14 protein-coding genes are annotated in these 16,155 nt (G+C 54.0%); 10 read left to right on the top strand and 4 right to left on the bottom strand.

Annotated elements, in window-relative coordinates; translation table 11 throughout:
• Positions 1-16 precede the first annotated feature (16 nt).
• Complete coding sequence (locus FH871_RS07705; protein ID WP_138990847.1) at positions 17-523, bottom strand: GNAT family N-acetyltransferase; 507 nt, start codon at positions 521-523, stop codon at positions 17-19.
• A 159-nt stretch (positions 524-682) separates the two neighbouring features.
• On the opposite strand from FH871_RS07705, the gene FH871_RS07700 reads away from it, so the two are divergent.
• Positions 683-1,390, top strand: coding sequence for a DUF4369 domain-containing protein (locus tag FH871_RS07700; protein WP_138990846.1), 708 nt, complete (start codon positions 683-685; stop codon positions 1,388-1,390).
• A gap of 44 nt (positions 1,391-1,434) precedes the next feature.
• Here the strand turns inward: FH871_RS07700 and FH871_RS33075 are convergent, their stop codons facing one another.
• The 3 genes from FH871_RS33075 to FH871_RS07690 form a co-directional block, all read right to left on the bottom strand.
• A complete protein-coding gene (locus FH871_RS33075; protein WP_171062792.1) occupies positions 1,435-1,605 on the bottom strand; it encodes a hypothetical protein in 171 nt (56 codons plus the stop codon).
• Between the two features lie 85 nt (positions 1,606-1,690).
• Positions 1,691-2,137 carry a hypothetical protein gene (locus tag FH871_RS07695; RefSeq protein ID WP_138990845.1) on the bottom strand — a complete coding sequence of 149 codons (447 nt, stop codon included), beginning with the start codon at positions 2,135-2,137 and terminating at the stop codon, positions 1,691-1,693.
• A gap of 75 nt (positions 2,138-2,212) precedes the next feature.
• A complete protein-coding gene (locus FH871_RS07690; protein WP_138990844.1) occupies positions 2,213-2,995 on the bottom strand; it encodes an RHS repeat domain-containing protein in 783 nt (260 codons plus the stop codon).
• A gap of 285 nt (positions 2,996-3,280) precedes the next feature.
• On the opposite strand from FH871_RS07690, the gene clpB reads away from it, so the two are divergent.
• From clpB to FH871_RS07645, 9 genes are all read left to right on the top strand, one after another.
• On the top strand, positions 3,281-5,926 hold the full coding sequence (clpB, locus tag FH871_RS07685) for an ATP-dependent chaperone ClpB (RefSeq protein ID WP_138990843.1): 2,646 nt from the start codon (positions 3,281-3,283) through the stop codon (positions 5,924-5,926).
• Between the two features lie 183 nt (positions 5,927-6,109).
• Entirely contained in the window at positions 6,110-6,343 is a 234-nt protein-coding gene (locus FH871_RS07680) for a hypothetical protein (RefSeq protein WP_138990842.1), read from the top strand.
• Positions 6,333-6,665: a type II toxin-antitoxin system RelE/ParE family toxin gene (locus FH871_RS07675; RefSeq protein WP_138990841.1), complete on the top strand. Its 333-nt coding sequence runs from the start codon at positions 6,333-6,335 to the stop codon at positions 6,663-6,665. Before FH871_RS07680 ends, FH871_RS07675 begins: the two co-directional genes overlap by 11 nt.
• A 163-nt stretch (positions 6,666-6,828) precedes the next feature.
• Positions 6,829-7,509 (top strand): RNA polymerase sigma-70 factor, encoded by a 681-nt coding sequence (locus tag FH871_RS07670; RefSeq protein ID WP_138990840.1) that lies wholly within the window; start codon positions 6,829-6,831, stop codon positions 7,507-7,509.
• A 23-nt stretch (positions 7,510-7,532) separates the two neighbouring features.
• Positions 7,533-8,552, top strand: a complete 1,020-nt coding sequence (locus FH871_RS07665; protein ID WP_138990839.1) for a FecR family protein — start codon at positions 7,533-7,535, stop codon at positions 8,550-8,552.
• Positions 8,549-12,022, top strand: coding sequence for a TonB-dependent receptor (locus FH871_RS07660; protein ID WP_138990838.1), 3,474 nt, complete (start codon positions 8,549-8,551; stop codon positions 12,020-12,022). Before FH871_RS07665 ends, FH871_RS07660 begins: the two co-directional genes overlap by 4 nt.
• Before the next feature lie 85 nt (positions 12,023-12,107).
• Positions 12,108-13,538 carry a RagB/SusD family nutrient uptake outer membrane protein gene (locus tag FH871_RS07655; RefSeq protein WP_138990837.1) on the top strand — a complete coding sequence of 477 codons (1,431 nt, stop codon included), beginning with the start codon at positions 12,108-12,110 and terminating at the stop codon, positions 13,536-13,538.
• A 136-nt stretch (positions 13,539-13,674) separates the two neighbouring features.
• Positions 13,675-14,397 carry a GDSL-type esterase/lipase family protein gene (locus tag FH871_RS07650; protein ID WP_138990836.1) on the top strand — a complete coding sequence of 241 codons (723 nt, stop codon included), beginning with the start codon at positions 13,675-13,677 and terminating at the stop codon, positions 14,395-14,397.
• A gap of 100 nt (positions 14,398-14,497) precedes the next feature.
• A complete protein-coding gene (locus tag FH871_RS07645) occupies positions 14,498-16,129 on the top strand; it encodes an FAD-dependent oxidoreductase (protein WP_138990991.1) in 1,632 nt (543 codons plus the stop codon).
• Positions 16,130-16,155 lie beyond the last annotated feature (26 nt).

Here is a 16,155-nt window from a genome sequence, read left to right as displayed (position 1 = left end):
TGCCAGCGTTGTCATCCTACAACCGCAGGACGTAATACTGACACAAAAAGGTCTGCCCAAATTCTTCAATGGCTCTCTGATAGGTCGGCTGAAAACCGTGGCGTTCATAAAACCGCATGAGCGGTGGTCGGGTGGCGTCAGTCTCCAGTCGAATCTCGTGGATGCCGCGCCGACGGCATTCTGCCCGGCAGAAATCCAGGATCGGGGCGAAGAGGTTCTGACCTGCAAATTGCCTTCGGATGGCGAGTTTATGAATAAAACCAGCCGTATGGTCGGGCACCTCACCGAAATAGAGGGGATCTTTCCACTGCAAGGTGAAGGTAGCCGCCGGAACTACCAGCCCGTCGCCAGCGTCGACCGACATGACATAACTGTGGTCCCGGGTGTAGTCGTCGAACAGATTGTCAGCCGTGAGCGTATCGATTTCCCACAGCGTCTGGCCGGTTTCCACGAGCCACTGACCTACCTCGCGGACAATACTTAAAAAGATCTCAGGTTGGTCGTTTCGAAAGGTATAAGTCATATTGAACGGGTTCGACGGGTCAATTTGGGCTGCTCATTGCGCGTTGCGAGGAAGCCAGCACCAAGTAAACGATTTTTTAGCAACCGTAAAAACCGGATTCGCTGTAATGAAAACCGTCTGGATTCGTCTCTGCCGGTACCAACGCTAGCTTTCGACCTCATGCAAACCGCCCAACATTTTTTCGCCCTCTTCCTGCTCTTTTTAGGCACACTCTGTTCCGCCCAGCAACGCCCCGGCTACCGCGTCGTCGGCCACATTCGGGGGTTGCCCGACCAGACAAAAATGTACCTGATCGACGGCGGCAAGCGGCAGGTGATCGATTCGACGGTGGTTCGGCAGGAACGGTTTGTGTTCGATGGAAGCATGGCAGAGGCCGCCCATATCTATCTGTATGCGGGGAAAGGGAGTGTAAGTTTGAAGCTAGCGGACATTCTGCTCGACAACCGAACCGTTGAGGTGGAAGGGCCGAAACCGCTCTATGACAGCGTGACGGTCAACGGTTCAGACATCGACCGGCTTTGGAAAGAATGGTGGCGGGAAGACCAACAAATCGGCTACCAGCGTTTCCGGATCAAACAGGTTCAGGAAGCACTGGTTGCGCAAAAGGATACGGCCCGTGCGGGGATATTGAAAAAAATCATGGACGAAATGACCGCCAGCCGAATCGAGCTGTTGAAGTCGTATGTCAAACGCTACCATAGCACCGCCGTAGGAGCGGCACTGCCAACACTTTGTACCTTAGGGAATTACTTAACCAAAGCCGATTACCTGGAGATGTACCGGACGCTGTCGCCCACCTGGCAGAACTCCGGTTTTGGGCGGGAAATATTGGAACAGGCCGCCGTAAAAGGAAAGCGGGTTCCATAAGCCCGATATCCGGGGAATGAACCCGGCGGCACAATCCCGCATCCTCAGCTAAACAGAATTGTCAGCGCAATGGCGACGAACGTCAGCACCACCAGCCAGTCGGGTCGTTCGGGCCGGGGCTTTTTCCGGGCGGGTTTGCCATATTGGTTGTAATAATTGGCAAAGCGGGTGGAGCGGGTTTGAAGAGGGCGTTGAAAAAACAGTTGAGACATCATGACGTAGGGGTTGTTTCACGATTCAAAACTGCCCGCCGAATCTTAAACTCAACTGAATATCTCCTTAGAATTTCCTTAGAAGCCCTTAAAGTTCATACGTAACGGTTTGATGAAGCACCGTGCCGCCCACCGGTTTGAACGACACCTGCATCAATCCTTTTTTGTTGGATTTTTGATAGGAAGCTTCCTGATCCGAGGTTTTATACGGAATCGGGTTCGTTTCAAAACCCAGCATCTTTTTTTTCAGCGATCCTTCTCCAAACGAAAGCGTTCGGAAACTGGCTTCGGTCAAGGCCGTATCTACTTCGGTCACGGTAAAAACGGAATCCCTGGCGGAGATACCCTGAATTTCAACCAGTAACAAGCCCTCGGCAGTGGTTGGTTTGCCCGCTTCGTCCACCAGCGCAACAGAGACGATCAGGCCATTGGCCCCGTCTTTCCGGACTTCTACTTCCTTCAGTAATTTGGGAGAATTTTCGTTTTTGCAGCCTGCCAGCAACAGCAGCGTCAGGAAGAAACCGGTAATTTTCATGGAGTCAGTCAGTTAAGGGATTATTCCTTTTACTAACTGCTTTGGTTGAAAAACGGCTAAAATTTGTCGGTTTTTCTACTGACAGTCGTATTTATACGCTTTTTGTTTGTTGACAATCGATGGATTGCCGGTTTGCTGCAACAGGAGTGAGGTTTCGGTGGGCAAATCATTGCTGTACTGGTAAGTAGCGGTGTAGCCGTAGCCAAAATCCTTGTACTGAACCGGATTGTTCACACTGAGGTAGTGGCTTTTGTCGACCAGCGAAGACACCAGCGGAATGAGCTGAAAAGCGGGTTGGTTGAGAAAGGGCGATTTTTTGTCGTCGTATCGGTATTCCGCATAGAGTCTTTCGGCCTCCTGGTTTTTCGCGTAAAACACCTTGGTCACATTCCCGGCGGCATCGTATTCCATGCGTTTGAAGTAGGTCCGCTGCCCGCTGGGGTCCACGACCGAAATTTTGGTAATGCGGTTTTGCGCGTCGTAGGTCGGTGTTGCCGTCACCGTCCGGGCATTGTCGATGGCGTTGATGGTCGCAATGCGGCCGCTGGCGTCATAGGTCACCGTATGCTCTTCCGCCCCGAGGTTCTCGAATTGGGAGATGCCGGCCAGAAACCGGGTCACGCGGCCCGTGGCGTTATAGGTGAACGAAAACACGTTGAACGACGACTGCTGGATGGCAGCCACCCGTTTGTTGGCGTCGTAGGTAATGGACACCGGGCCGGAGTCAAAATAGAAGTCGGGAACCTCATTGACCCGGCAGGTCTGATTCTGGGGATCCGGCGGATCTTTTTTGTCACCACCACACCCGAGCAGGAAGGTTACCGCGACACAAACGAGCAAAGTAGTTTTGGCCTTCATACGTTGAATGAGTGGATTCGGTTTTGTAAAAATGGGAATTGTACGGGTTAATTCATAACGAAAAATGGGCGTTGGTAAGATAGCGAGTTACGGACAATTCGGCTTCTTTTCGACACCATTTGGTTGAAAAGTGTCAGAATGGCAAAATAGCCCCTTTTTTTACCCGAATCTCCGCCAAATTGGCCGAAAAACCCGGCTGGCCTGCTCTTTGATAAATAGATAACAGCAACGAAAACGCAAACCGGGCAGTAGTTGTTACGCCGGTAAAGTGTTTAACCCACAACCATGAACTTAACAAACTACACCATCAAAGCGCAGGAGGTCATCCAGCAGGCGGCCCAGATTGCGCAGGGAAATCAGCAGCAGTCGGTGGAAACCGGCCACGTGCTGAAAGCGATTATCGACGAAGATCCCAACACGATGGGGTTTCTGTCTAAAAAAACCGGCGTTAATTCCAGCCAACTGACGCTGGCTCTGGACGCCATTGTGAACGGGTATCCCAAGGTGTCGGTCGGCGCGCAGGGAACCCCCAATATTTACCTCGGAAACGACCTGAATTCGGCTTTGCAACGAGCGACCAAGTTATTGAAAGAGTTTGGCGATGAGTACGTTAGCATCGAGCTGATTCTGTTGGGACTTTCGGGGGGCAAAGACGCCGTGGCGACGCTGTTGAAAGACGTCGGGTTCACTGAAAAAGTACTGAAAGAAGCCATTAAAGAATTACGCGGAAAAAATAATCCTGTGAAAGATCCCAATGCCGAAGCGAAATACCGCTCCCTGGAACGGTACAGCAAAAATTTGAATGAACTGGCCGAAAAAGGGAAAATTGATCCCGTGATTGGCCGCGACGAAGAGATTCGTCGGGTGCTGCAAATCCTGAGCCGTCGGACAAAAAACAACCCGATGCTGATCGGTGAACCGGGCGTCGGGAAAACCGCCATTGTCGAAGGGCTGGCCCAGCGGATTGTGCAGGGTGACGTTCCCGAAAACCTGAAATCAAAAATCATCGTATCGCTCGACATGGGTTTGCTCGTGGCGGGTGCGAAATACAAGGGTGAATTTGAGGAACGACTCAAGGCGGTTATCAAGGAAGTGACTGATTCCGAGGGTGAAATCGTGCTGTTTATTGACGAGATTCACACCTTGATCGGTGCGGGTGCCGGGGGAGGAGATGGCGCGATGGATGCGGCCAACCTGTTGAAACCGGCCCTGGCGCGGGGCGAATTGCACGCCATCGGTGCCACCACGCTGAAAGAATACCAGAAATACATCGAGAAAGATAAAGCCCTTGAGCGCCGGTTCCAGACGGTTCTGGTAGACGAACCGGATGTGAAAGATGCGATTTCGATTCTGCGGGGGATCAAGGAAAAATACGAATTGCACCACGGCGTTCGGATCAAGGACGACGCGGTCATTGCCGCCGTCGAACTCTCGAACCGCTACATTTCCGACCGGTTTTTGCCCGACAAAGCCATCGACCTGATGGACGAAGCGGCTGCCAAAATGCGGCTGGAAATCGACTCGGTGCCCGAAGAACTGGACGAACTGAACCGCCGAATCATGCAGTTGGAAATTGAACGGGAAGCAATTCGCCGGGAGTCCGACCGCGACAAGGAAAGCGTTCTGAACCGGCAAATTGAAGACCTCAATGAACTGCGAAACAGCATGAAAGCCCGCTGGGAGGTAGAAAAACAGTCGGTGAACGAAGTCCGGACATTGAAAGAACAACTCGATCAACTGAAATCGGAAGCCGAGCAGGCCGAACGGTCGGGCGATTACGGCAAGGTGGCCGAGATTCGCTACGGTCGTCTGCCCGAAATGCAAAACCGGCTGGATGAGCTGGTTAAAACAGAAGGCGACGGCCAGAACCTGTTGCAGGAAGAAGTAACCGCCGACGATATTGCGGAGGTAGTGGCTAAATGGACGGGCATTCCGGTGAGCCGGATGATGGAGTCGGAACGGGAGAAACTGCTGCACCTGGAAGACGAGCTGGCGAAACGCGTGGCGGGGCAGGAAGAAGCCATTCAGGCGGTGGCCGATGCGGTTCGCCGGAGCCGCGCCGGGATGCAGGACCCGAAACGTCCGCTGGGTTCGTTCATTTTTCTGGGAACGACCGGCGTTGGTAAAACCGAGCTGGCGAAGGCCCTGGCCGATTATCTGTTCAACGACGAGAACTCGCTGGTGCGGATCGATATGTCGGAGTTTCAGGAACGCCACGCCGTCAGCCGCCTGATTGGCGCTCCTCCGGGCTACATCGGCTACGATGAAGGCGGTCAGTTGACCGAAGCCGTTCGCCGGAAACCGTACAGCGTTATTCTGCTGGATGAGATCGAAAAAGCCCATCCCGATGTGTTCAACATCCTGTTGCAGGTGCTGGACGACGGCCGGTTGACCGACAGCAAAGGCCGGGTGGCCAGTTTCAAGAACACGATCGTCATCATGACCTCGAACATCGGCAGCCACATCATCCGCGAGCGGTTTGCGCAGATGGAAGACTGGAACCGGGAGCAGATCATTGAGGATACGAAAGACGAAGTCTTTGAATTGCTGAAGCAAACGCTGCGTCCCGAATTTCTGAACCGGATCGACGAACTGGTGATGTTCCAGCCGTTGACCAAACGCGAAATCCGCAAGATCGTGGGGCTGCAGTTCAAGCACATTCAGGACCGGCTGGCCGAGCAGGGCATTACGATCGAAGCCGATCAGGAAGTGCTCGACAAGCTCGCCGAAGAAGGCTTCGACCCGCAGTTTGGTGCCCGTCCGCTGAAACGCGTGATGCAACGGCGCATCCTGAACGCCCTGTCGAAAGAGATTCTGGCGGGTCGAATTCAGAAGAACGCCGTGGTCGGCATGATGATGAACGAAGGCGAAAATGGCAAGGAGGATATTCTGTTTTACAACCTCGATAAAGTGATTCCAACGTTGGATTAACGCGCTGGTACTGTATTGGAGACGCCCGGCTGATGAAGTCGGGCGTTTTTTTGTAATTTGTAAAACGAACTTCAGATATGAAGAAAGATTTATACTGAAAAGTCGTATATGTTCTAACGGCGTCAAGTGGCAAGTTTGCATCCCTTCCTATTTCTGACGATATTTGAAAAACTACGAGTTATTATGAATCTCCAAGTCATCCATGATAGTAAAGGCAATCCAACAGGCGTTTTTATCCCGATGCAGGACTGGAAACGGCTGAAAAAACGCTACACTGAGCTAGCGGAATATGAAGTTGAAGAATCCACGAAAGAACAACTGATTGCAGAACTGAAAGAGGCTATTCAGGAGCTGAAAGCAGTTGAGCGGGGCGAAAAACAGGCTCGTCCTTTAGCCGATTTGCTAAATGAGCTTTAAAATTTTGACGTTGAGCGTGTTCGACCGGCAGTTGAAACGCTTGATTAAAAAGTACCCTTCTCTCCCAAAGGATTTGGCTCAGTTAGGAGCTGAGTTACTCGCAAATCCTACACTTGGCGAATCCTTAGGTGGTAATTTATACAAAGTAAGGCTGAAAATTGCATCGAAGCGGACCGGTAAGTCGGGTGGTGCCAGAGTAATTACATATGTTAAAATTGTTGCTGAAACCATCACTTTATCGTTTATCTACGACAAGTCAGAGCGAAGTACGGTCTCAGACGACGAATTAGACAATCTCCTACAATTGATGGAAGATGAATAATTTATACCGCGGACGGGATGTATATATTTACAAATCCCGGGCGATAATCTCCGTAGCAATTTTATCTTTGTAGCCATTTTTTGCATTTTAAACATAAAAAATAAAAATCGATTGGGGGATTTTTGGTACTAACTTGTCTTCATCGTACCAGACCCTTTGACCGATGCCAGCCAACGCGTTTCCATTCCGGCCCTCTCCCGACCCCAATCCCGGCGGCCCACCGCCACTGCTCAGGAGCGATGCCGCGACCCCGGTTCCGGTGAGTGCCGACAGCGAGTTGTTCATCCGCAATGCTTTTGCTGCCGACCCGAAACTCGGCTGTGAACTGCTCTTCCGGCAGTATTTCGCGCCCTTGTGCAGCCACGCCATTCGGTTTGTCTACGACCGCCAGGTGGCCGAAGATGTGGTCGCGGATCTGTTCTATACCTTTTACCAGAAAGAACTTTACAAACAGATCAAGGGATCGTACCGGGCGTATCTCTACCAGGCGGTTCGCAACCGGGCCTACAATAGCCTGCGGTGGGAACTGAGCCGCCAGGAACCGCTGCCTGACGACCTCGACCAGGCTGATCAGGATGCCATGCAGCCCGACCGGCTTTTGCAGCAGGACGAACTGTACCGCGCCCTCGAACAGGCCGTTCAGCAATTATCGCCCCAGCGGCAACGCGTGTTTTTGTTGAGCCGGTTTGAAGGAAAATCCTACAAGGAGATTGCCATCGAGCTGACGCTTTCCCCCAAAACGGTCGAAAACCACTTGCTACAGGCCATTTCAACGGTTCGGCAATTCCTCCGAAACCAGAAACTGATTAGTTATGGGCTGCTTCTGCTGACGGTTTTCGCGTAGCCTCACCGATCTACAACCTCATCATGGAACCTACCAAAGAATTGTTGTTTACGTACTTTGCCGGTCAGGCCACGTCGGTCCAGCAGAAAGTGATCGGCGAATGGCTGACGCGCCCGGCCAGCCGGGAAACGTATTTTCAGTGGCTGGACGAATGGGAGCGAAGCTTTCCGCAGTATGCCCCCGATTTTGCCCATCACCTCGACCAGTTCCGGCAACGGCTTGACAATCCGGACGAAGCACCGGCCCGGTTGATCCGACCACTGCCGGAGGAACCCCGTCCGTTCTGGCATCCGGGCCGTTGGCTGATCGCGGCTTCGCTCACGTTCGTGTTGCTGGCTGGCGGCTGGTTTTTTCGGAAACCGCTTTTCTACCAGACGATAACAACCAACGCGTACCAACTCCGTTCGCTGAACCTGCCCGATGGTTCCACAGTTGCCCTCAACAGCAACTCGTCCCTGCAACTGCCCCGGATGGGCTACGGCTGGTTTTCCCGTCGGGTGGCCCTGAAAGGCGATGCGGTTTTTGACGTGAAGCATCTTTCCACGCACCAACCCTTTGTCGTTCAGGCAACGGATGGCCTGGAAGTGGAGGTGTTGGGAACGGAGTTTTCGGTCCGCAGCCGGGCCGCCCACGCCGAAGTGGTGCTGAAGCGGGGGAAAGTGAACCTCCATTACAAAACCGCCAATCAACCGGCGCAAAACCTGCTGATGAAACCCGGCGACTGGGCGCGGCTCGACGAAAAAGGGGCCTTACGCTTGCAGCAGCAGGCCGACACGACCCGTTTTGCCCATTGGCGCTACCGGCTTTTTAGTTTCAACAATACCTCCCTGCGCGAGGTGGTGCGCCAGATCCGGGCGGTTTTTGGCGTCAATGCCCAGCTCGCCGATCCGGCGCTCGCCCGCAGAACGCTGACGGGTACGATCCGCGCCGGTTCTTCCGACGAACTGGCCGAGGCCCTTGCCGAACTGCTGGATCTGAAACTCAGCCACCGCGACCAGAATCTCATTTTTTCAACCCCTACCGAAATCCCAATTACCCAATGAGAAAATCAATACCGCTTGCGCTGGCCACTGGCTGGTTGCTCAGTGTCGGTTATGGCCACGCCGTAGCCCAGACGCTGGCTTTTGTCCGAACACAGCAGACCAACTACCCACAGGCCGGGAAAACTACGCCCACCCTTGGGGTGAGCCAGCCGCTGAAAAACACCTTGCTGCAATTGAAGGACTATTACGGCGTCGATATTTTATTCGAAGAATCGGTCGTGGCACGTCACCTGAGCCCGGCCGAACCACTCAACCTCAACGCCCGGCTGGAAACCAATCTCAACCTGTTGCTGAAGAAGTACGGGATGCGGTTTAAAAAACTGCGGTCCGGGGCGTATCTGATTATGCCACCCAAAAACGAGCGGACAACGATCAGTGTACCCGTTGCCGCCACATCCGCAACCGCCGGAACCGGCCCCGTTTCGCTGGATGGCCTGATGAATCTGTCGACCATTCAGCCCATTGAAACGACCCGGGCCGATGTCCGGATAACCGGACGGGTCACGAGCGAAACCGGCGAGGGGCTGCCCGGCGTCAGTGTGGTCGTGAAAGGAACTTCACGCGGAACGACGACCGATGTGCAGGGGCGTTATCAACTGAGCATTCCCGATGAGGCTACTGCCTTGGTTTACAGCTTTGTTGGCTACGTGAGTCAGGAGCAGTTGGTGCAAAACCGCTCCGTGATCGATATTCAACTGGTGCCGGATACCAAATCGCTGAACGAGGTGGTGGTAGTGGGCTACGGTCAGGTGAAAAAGAGCGATCTGACGGGGGCCGTGGCCACGGTTCCGGTCGAAGAAATTCGCAAAGTGGCCGTCACGTCGCTCGATCAGGCGTTGCAGGGCCGTGCGGCTGGCGTCCAGATTACCCAGAACTCGGGCGCGCCGGGCGGCTCAACCAGCATCCGCATCCGGGGGGGCAACTCGATTCAGGGCGACAACGAGCCGCTGTATGTCATCGACGGTATTCCCTTCAAAAACGATGGGGCCAACTCTGGTTCAAGTTTTAACGTGTTGAGTACGCTCAATCCCAGCGACATCGAGTCGATTTCGGTGCTGAAAGATGCGTCTTCCACGGCCATTTACGGGTCGCGGGGCGCAAACGGCGTGGTGATCATCACGACGAAGCGGGGAAAAGCCGGCAAATCGACCATCACCTTCGATACCTATTACGGAATTCAGAATGTGCGCCGGAAATACCCGGTTTTGAACGGACGGGAATACGCCCAGTTTGTCAACGACGCCAACACGAACGAAGGCCGTCCGGCGGTGTATACGCCCGCGCAGGTCGATGCGTTTGGCGAAGGCACCGACTGGCAGGATGAAATTTTCCGGCAGGCGCCCATCTCTAACTACCAGCTTTCGATCAGCGGAGGGGATGAAAAAACGCAATATGCCATTGCGGGTGGTTATTTCAAACAAAACGGCGTGATTGTCAACTCCGATTTTGACCGGTACTCGTTCCGGGTCAATCTGGACCGCAAGCTGACCAATAAAATCAAAATTGGCAACAGCCTGACCGTCAACCGCACCGTTACCAACCAGGCCCGCTCGGATGGCGATTTGGGCAGTGCTGGTCTGGTAACGATGGCCGCCCTCCAGTTTCCGCCCATTCTACCGGTTCGGAACGCCGACGGTTCCTATCTGCTGACCAACCCGGCACTGGCTTTCACCGCCGACAATCCGGTGGCGCTGGCCCGCGACAACAAAAACCGCAATACGGCCTACCGCGTTTTTGGGAGTATTTTTGGGGATTACCAGATCATTGAGGGCCTGAGCCTGCGCGTGTCGCTGGGGATCGACGGGATTTTGCAGAAACAGGATTCGTACTTGCCCCGCTCGGTTTCGAGTGGTCTGGCTCAGGGCGGATCGGCTGCGATCTTTAATTCACAGGCCATTACCTGGCTCAACGAAAATCTGCTGACCTACACCCGCACCTTTAATAACGACCACAACGTAACGGCGTTGATCGGGTATACGCAGCAGGCCAGCCGGACGGAAGCCAACCGGGCGCAGGCGCGTAATTTTGTGAATGACAACCTGGGTTCGAGTAACCTGGCCTCCGGTTCCGTGCCGTTGACGCCCGAATCGAGCATCGGCACCTGGGGGCTGCAATCCTACCTGGCCCGGTTGAATTATGGCTACAAAGACAAATACCTGCTGACGGCTTCGTTCCGAACCGACGGTTCTTCCCGGTTTGGTGCGAACAACCGATTCGGGTATTTCCCTTCGGCGGCCCTGGCCTGGCGGGTTTCGGAAGAAGCCTTTTTGAAGAACAATGTGGTGGTCAGCGATCTGAAACTGCGAATGACCTACGGAACGACCGGCAACCAGGACGGAATTGGCAACTACCCGGCGTATTCGTTGCTGGGAACCCAGAACTACGTGTTCGGAAACACGGTTTCGACGGGCCTGGGGCCAAACCAGATTGCCAACCCGGATCTGTCGTGGGAAACCACGTCGCAGGCCGACGTGGGCGTGGACGTCGGTTTTCTGAACGACCGGATTACCCTGACCGCCGATGCCTACCTGAAACGGACGAAAGACCTGCTGCTGAATGTGACGGTTCCGAGTACGTCGGGTTTTTCGAGTGCCATTAAAAACCTTGGCAAAGTAGAGAACAAAGGCATCGAACTCAGCATCTCGTCGCGCAATCTGGTGGGGGCCTTCAAGTGGAATACCGATTTTAACTTTGCCCTCAACCGCAACAAAGTGCTCGACATTGGCGGGGCACCCCAGATTTTTGCCGGGAGTGTCGCCAACATCGGCCAGGGTCTGAATTCCGGGATCATTCGGGTGGGCGAACCCCTGGGATCGTTCTTTGGCTACGTGACCAACGGCCTGTACCAGACCACGGATGAACTGACGGCATTGGCCGATCCGCAGGCCCGAAAACCGGGCGACCGCAAATACCTGGATCTGAACGGCGACAAAAAAATCGACGACAACGACCGGAAGATCATTGGCCGGGCGCAACCCAAGTTCATCGGCGGGATTAGCAACACTTTCTCGTATAAAGGGCTGGAACTGACGGCTTTCTTTCAGGGGGTTTACGGAAACAGCATCCTGAATGCCAACCGCTACGAACTCGAATACCTGAATGCGACTACCAACCAGAGCCGGGATATGCTGAACCGCTGGACGCCCACCAACACCAATACCGACATCCCACGGGCTTCGACGACCCGGCCCGCCAACCGCGTATCGACCCGGCAGATCGAAGATGGGTCGTACCTGCGGCTGAAAAACATCCAACTGGCGTACAATCTACCGGCATCAGTGCTGAAAGGACTGAAAATTCAGTCGGTACGGGTATATGCAACGGCGCAGAACTACCTGACCTGGACCAACTATTCGGGGTATGATCCGGAAGTAAACCGGTTTGGGCAGGACAGCCGGAGCCAGGGATTCGACTACGCCAGCTACCCGGCGGCCAAAACCCTTCTGTTCGGACTTAACGTAGGATTTTAAATAGAATGATGAATGATGAGCGATGAATTCTTGCATCAGCTATCCATCGTTCATCGTTCATCATCCATCATTTGATTTTCCAGTCATGAAAAAACACCTAATCCTTCTCTGCCTGATCGGCCTGATGACGTCCTGTGAAGTGCTGGACCAGAAGCCCGAATCGAATTTTACGCCCGCGAATTTTTATAAAAACGCCGACGATGCCAAAGCGGCTGTCAGTGCGGTCTATGACCCGCTGAACAACGCAAACCTGTATAGTCAGGTGATGTGGATTTTGCAGGATCAGGCCACCGACGATGCCGAGTGGGGCAATGGTCGCTCGACCGCGAACCAGCCGAAAAACGACCTCGACAAATACACGTTTACCCCGGCCACCAATACGTTTCAGGCCATCTGGTCGACGGTCTATTCCGCTATCAACCGGGCCAATGCGGTGATTACCCGCCTACCGGCCATTCCGATGGATGAGGCTCTGAAAGCACGCTACATGGCCGAAGCGAAGTTTATGCGCGGTTTTTATTACTTCACGCTGGTTCGGCTGTTCGGGGGCGTACCCATCATGACGACCGAAACCACCTCGCTGAATGACCTGAGCGTGGCGCGGGCGTCGGTGGATGAGGTCTATACGCTGATCGTGCAGGATTTCACGGAAGCCGAAACCGTGCTGCCCGCGAGCTACACCGGCGCAGATCGGGGCCGGGCGACGAAAGGAGCGGCAACCGCCTTTCTGGCAAAGGTGTATCTGACCCGTCAGGACTGGGCGAAGGCAGCAGCCAAGGCGAAAGAGGTGATCAACTCGGGACAATACGATTTGTGGGCCAACTTCGCAGATGCCTTTCTGATCGCCAACAAAAACGGCAAAGAAGCCGTCTTCGAAATGCAGGCCCTGAGTGGTGGTTTTGGAGAAGGCAGTTGGATGCAGGGCTACATGCGTCCCAATTTCGACCGCGTCAACGGCGTTGCCGGTTTTGGCGATGACCCCGCCACCGAAAATCTGTACAGAGCCTACCGCGATGACGACAAACGCCGGAATGTTACCCTGAGACTCTATTCGGCCACCAGCACCCCGGCGGCTCCGGCCAGTGTGTTGTTTCCGTGTTATGTCTACAAATACCTGGACCCGGCCGCCACCGGCAACGCGGATGGTGGGAATAATTATCCGATCATTCGCTACCCGGACGTGTTGCTGATGTATGCCGAAGCCCTGAACGAGCTGGGAGCCAACAACGCCGAGGCTTATGCCACCATCAACCGCATTCGCAACCGGGCGGGCTTGCCCAATCTGACCCCGAATCTGACGCAGGCCCAGTTTCGGGACAGTGTGTTGCTGGAGCGACGGCTGGAACTGGCTTTCGAAGGCCATCGCTGGTATGATCTGGCCCGGACGAAACGCCTGATTAGTGCCATGAAAGCCCAAAATCCGGTGATTAACGTGGCCGAGCACCATTATCTGTTCCCCATTCCCCAAACGGAACGCGATGTGAACCCCAAACTGGAGCAAAATCCGGGGTATTGAATTTTTGTCGTACGATTTTCGGTATACGGTTTTTCGATTTACAGTTGAAAATCAATAGTTAACAATGGATGGGGAATGAAAAACAACGCGTCAGCAACCGTAAAACCGTAAACTGAAAACCGTAAACCGTTATAACATGCAGCGTCGAACGTTTTTGCAAAGTACCCTGGCAGTAGCCCCTTTTCTTGGCAAGTCATTGTCTGACAACAGTGAGCCAAAAACCGCAGAACCTGGTCCGGTGGTCATCAATGCGGGGGTTGGCGGCAACAATACCGTCGATTTGCTGGCCCGGATCGAGAAGGATTGCCTGGCGCAGCGGCCCGAACTGACCATTCTGATGGCCGGAACCAACGACGTGAACAGCAAAAAGTACGTTCCATTGCCCGTCTATGAGCAAAACATGCGGACGATCTGTTCCCGACTGATCGCAATCCGGAGCCAACTTGTGCTAATGACGATTCTGCCGGTTTATGAACCCTACCTGATGACCCGACACGACCCGGCTTTTTACCAGCCTGAGGGACATACCGCCCGAAAAAAGGCGATGAATGACGTCATTCGGAAAGTAGCTTCGGATACCAATTCGTCTTTGCTGGATATGCACCATATTTTCGAAACCGTAGGGAACATTGGTCTGGAAGCGAACAGCTTGTTAAAAAACGAAGCCAACAGCAACAAAACCGATGGTATTCATCCCACTGCGGAAGGCTACCGGACGATGGCCGTGGCCCTTTACACGTTTCTGGTGCAGCGTCAATTGGTGAAAAACCGCATCGTCTGTTTCGGTGACAGCATTACCCACGGTGATGGCGACGGTAAAAACTACCCGGCTTATCTTCAAAAACTAGTGGCAGCCTGAGTGCTGTCTTTCCTGAATCACTATGACTTTGTACAACCCGTTCGCTTCTGAATTTTTTAAAAAAGGGTCCGTCACCGGCCTCCTGTTGGGCCTGCTCCTGATGCTGCCCGGTTATCGAACATCCATCGTCGAACCGACCGCAACCCGAAAAGCGGTGGTGCGGCAGGCCGATGTGATCATTTATGGTGGCACATCGGCGGCCGTGACGGCTGCCGTGCAGGTTAAAAAGATGGGCAAATCGGTCATTATCGTGTCGCCGGATAAGCACCTGGGCGGTTTGTCGTCGGGGGGGCTGGGCTTCACCGACACGGGCAACAAGGAGGTCATTGGCGGACTCTCCCGCGAGTTTTACCAGCGGCTTTATCAGCATTACCAGAAAGACGCTTCGTGGACCTGGCAGAAACGCTCGGAATACGGCAATAAAGGCCAGGGGACGCCCGCGCTCGACGGCACCAACCGCACCATGTGGATCTTTGAACCACACGCGGCCGAGCAGGTTTTTGAGGATTTTGTGAGGGAAAATAAACTGACGGTATACCGCAACGAATGGCTGGACCGGTCGGCGAAAGGGGTTCAGAAACAGGCGGGGGCTATTACGTCGTTCAAAACGCTGGGCGGTACGGTTTATCAGGGGAAAGTGTTCATCGATGCTACCTACGAAGGGGATCTGATGGCGGCAGCGGGCGTGAAATACCACGTTGGCCGGGAAGCGAACAGTGTCTACAACGAAACGCACAACGGTATGCAGGTCGGCGTTTTTCAGCACGGCCACTATTTCAAGAAAAATGTGAGTCCCTACAAAGTGGAAGGCGATCCTAAAAGCGGTTTATTGCCCGAAATATCGGCGGAAGAACCGGGCGCAAACGGCACCGGTGACCACAAAATTCAGGCGTATTGTTTCCGGATGTGCCTGAGCAATCACCCCGAAAACCGCATTCCGTTCCCGAAGCCTGCTGGCTACGATCCGAGTCGCTACGAACTCCTGGCCCGCGTTTTTGCCACGGGCTGGCGTGAAACGTTTGATAAATACGACCCCATTCCGAACCGCAAAACCGATACCAACAACCACGGTCCGTTCAGCACCGACTACATCGGGAAGAATTACGATTACCCCGAAGCGACCTACGAACGTCGCAAACAGATCATACGCGACCACGAACTGTACCAGAAGGGGTTGTTGTATTACATGCAGAACGATCCGAAAATTCCGGCGGATGTCCACGAGGCCATGCAGCAGTGGGGGTTACCCAAAGATGAATTCAAGGACAACGGAAACTGGCCGCACCAGTTGTATATCCGGGAAGCCCGTCGGATGCTGGGCGAATTTGTCATGAAGGAAGCCGACGCGCTGGGCAAAACCGACGTGCCGAATCCGGTGGGCATGGGGTCCTACGCGCTGGATGCCCACAATTCGCAGCGGTTTGTCAAAAAAGACGGTTTTGTCCAGAACGAAGGCGACATTGGTGTTCATCCCGACAAGCCGTATTCGATTGCCTACGGTTCGATTGTACCCAAAGAAAACGAGTGTACAAACCTGCTGGTGCCGGTTTGTGTATCGAGTTCGCACATTGCCTACGGTTCCATCCGGATGGAACCGGTGTTCATGATTCTGGGGCAATCGGCCGCCACAGCCGCCGTGCTGGCCATTGATGGAAAAACCTCCGTTCAAAAAGTGCCGTATGCGAAACTGAAAGCGGTGCTGCTGAAGGACAAGCAGCGGCTGACGTTGTAGGGGAAAGGGAATGTAAAATGTTAAAT

This window comes from Larkinella sp. C7 (genome assembly GCF_006149005.1).
In the GTDB taxonomy this organism is placed as follows: Bacteria; Bacteroidota; Bacteroidia; order Cytophagales; family Spirosomataceae; genus Larkinella.
The sequence above is the reverse complement of the archived record's forward strand: the minus strand, read 5'-3'. Positions and strand labels throughout refer to the sequence as shown.

Bases quoted from the DNA above. Each gene is read 5' to 3' on its own strand.
- FH871_RS07705 (WP_138990847.1), bottom strand. From the start codon at position 523: ATGACTTATACCTTTCGAAACGACCAACCTGAGATCTTTTTAAGTATT.
- FH871_RS07700 (WP_138990846.1), top strand. From the start codon at position 683: ATGCAAACCGCCCAACATTTTTTCGCCCTCTTCCTGCTCTTTTTAGGC.
- FH871_RS33075 (WP_171062792.1), bottom strand. From the start codon at position 1,605: ATGATGTCTCAACTGTTTTTTCAACGCCCTCTTCAAACCCGCTCCACC.
- FH871_RS07695 (WP_138990845.1), bottom strand. From the start codon at position 2,137: ATGAAAATTACCGGTTTCTTCCTGACGCTGCTGTTGCTGGCAGGCTGC.
- FH871_RS07690 (WP_138990844.1), bottom strand. From the start codon at position 2,995: ATGAAGGCCAAAACTACTTTGCTCGTTTGTGTCGCGGTAACCTTCCTG.
- clpB (WP_138990843.1), top strand. From the start codon at position 3,281: ATGAACTTAACAAACTACACCATCAAAGCGCAGGAGGTCATCCAGCAG.
- FH871_RS07680 (WP_138990842.1), top strand. From the start codon at position 6,110: ATGAATCTCCAAGTCATCCATGATAGTAAAGGCAATCCAACAGGCGTT.
- FH871_RS07675 (WP_138990841.1), top strand. From the start codon at position 6,333: ATGAGCTTTAAAATTTTGACGTTGAGCGTGTTCGACCGGCAGTTGAAA.
- FH871_RS07670 (WP_138990840.1), top strand. From the start codon at position 6,829: ATGCCAGCCAACGCGTTTCCATTCCGGCCCTCTCCCGACCCCAATCCC.
- FH871_RS07665 (WP_138990839.1), top strand. From the start codon at position 7,533: ATGGAACCTACCAAAGAATTGTTGTTTACGTACTTTGCCGGTCAGGCC.
- FH871_RS07660 (WP_138990838.1), top strand. From the start codon at position 8,549: ATGAGAAAATCAATACCGCTTGCGCTGGCCACTGGCTGGTTGCTCAGT.
- FH871_RS07655 (WP_138990837.1), top strand. From the start codon at position 12,108: ATGAAAAAACACCTAATCCTTCTCTGCCTGATCGGCCTGATGACGTCC.
- FH871_RS07650 (WP_138990836.1), top strand. From the start codon at position 13,675: ATGCAGCGTCGAACGTTTTTGCAAAGTACCCTGGCAGTAGCCCCTTTT.
- FH871_RS07645 (WP_138990991.1), top strand. From the start codon at position 14,498: ATGCTGCCCGGTTATCGAACATCCATCGTCGAACCGACCGCAACCCGA.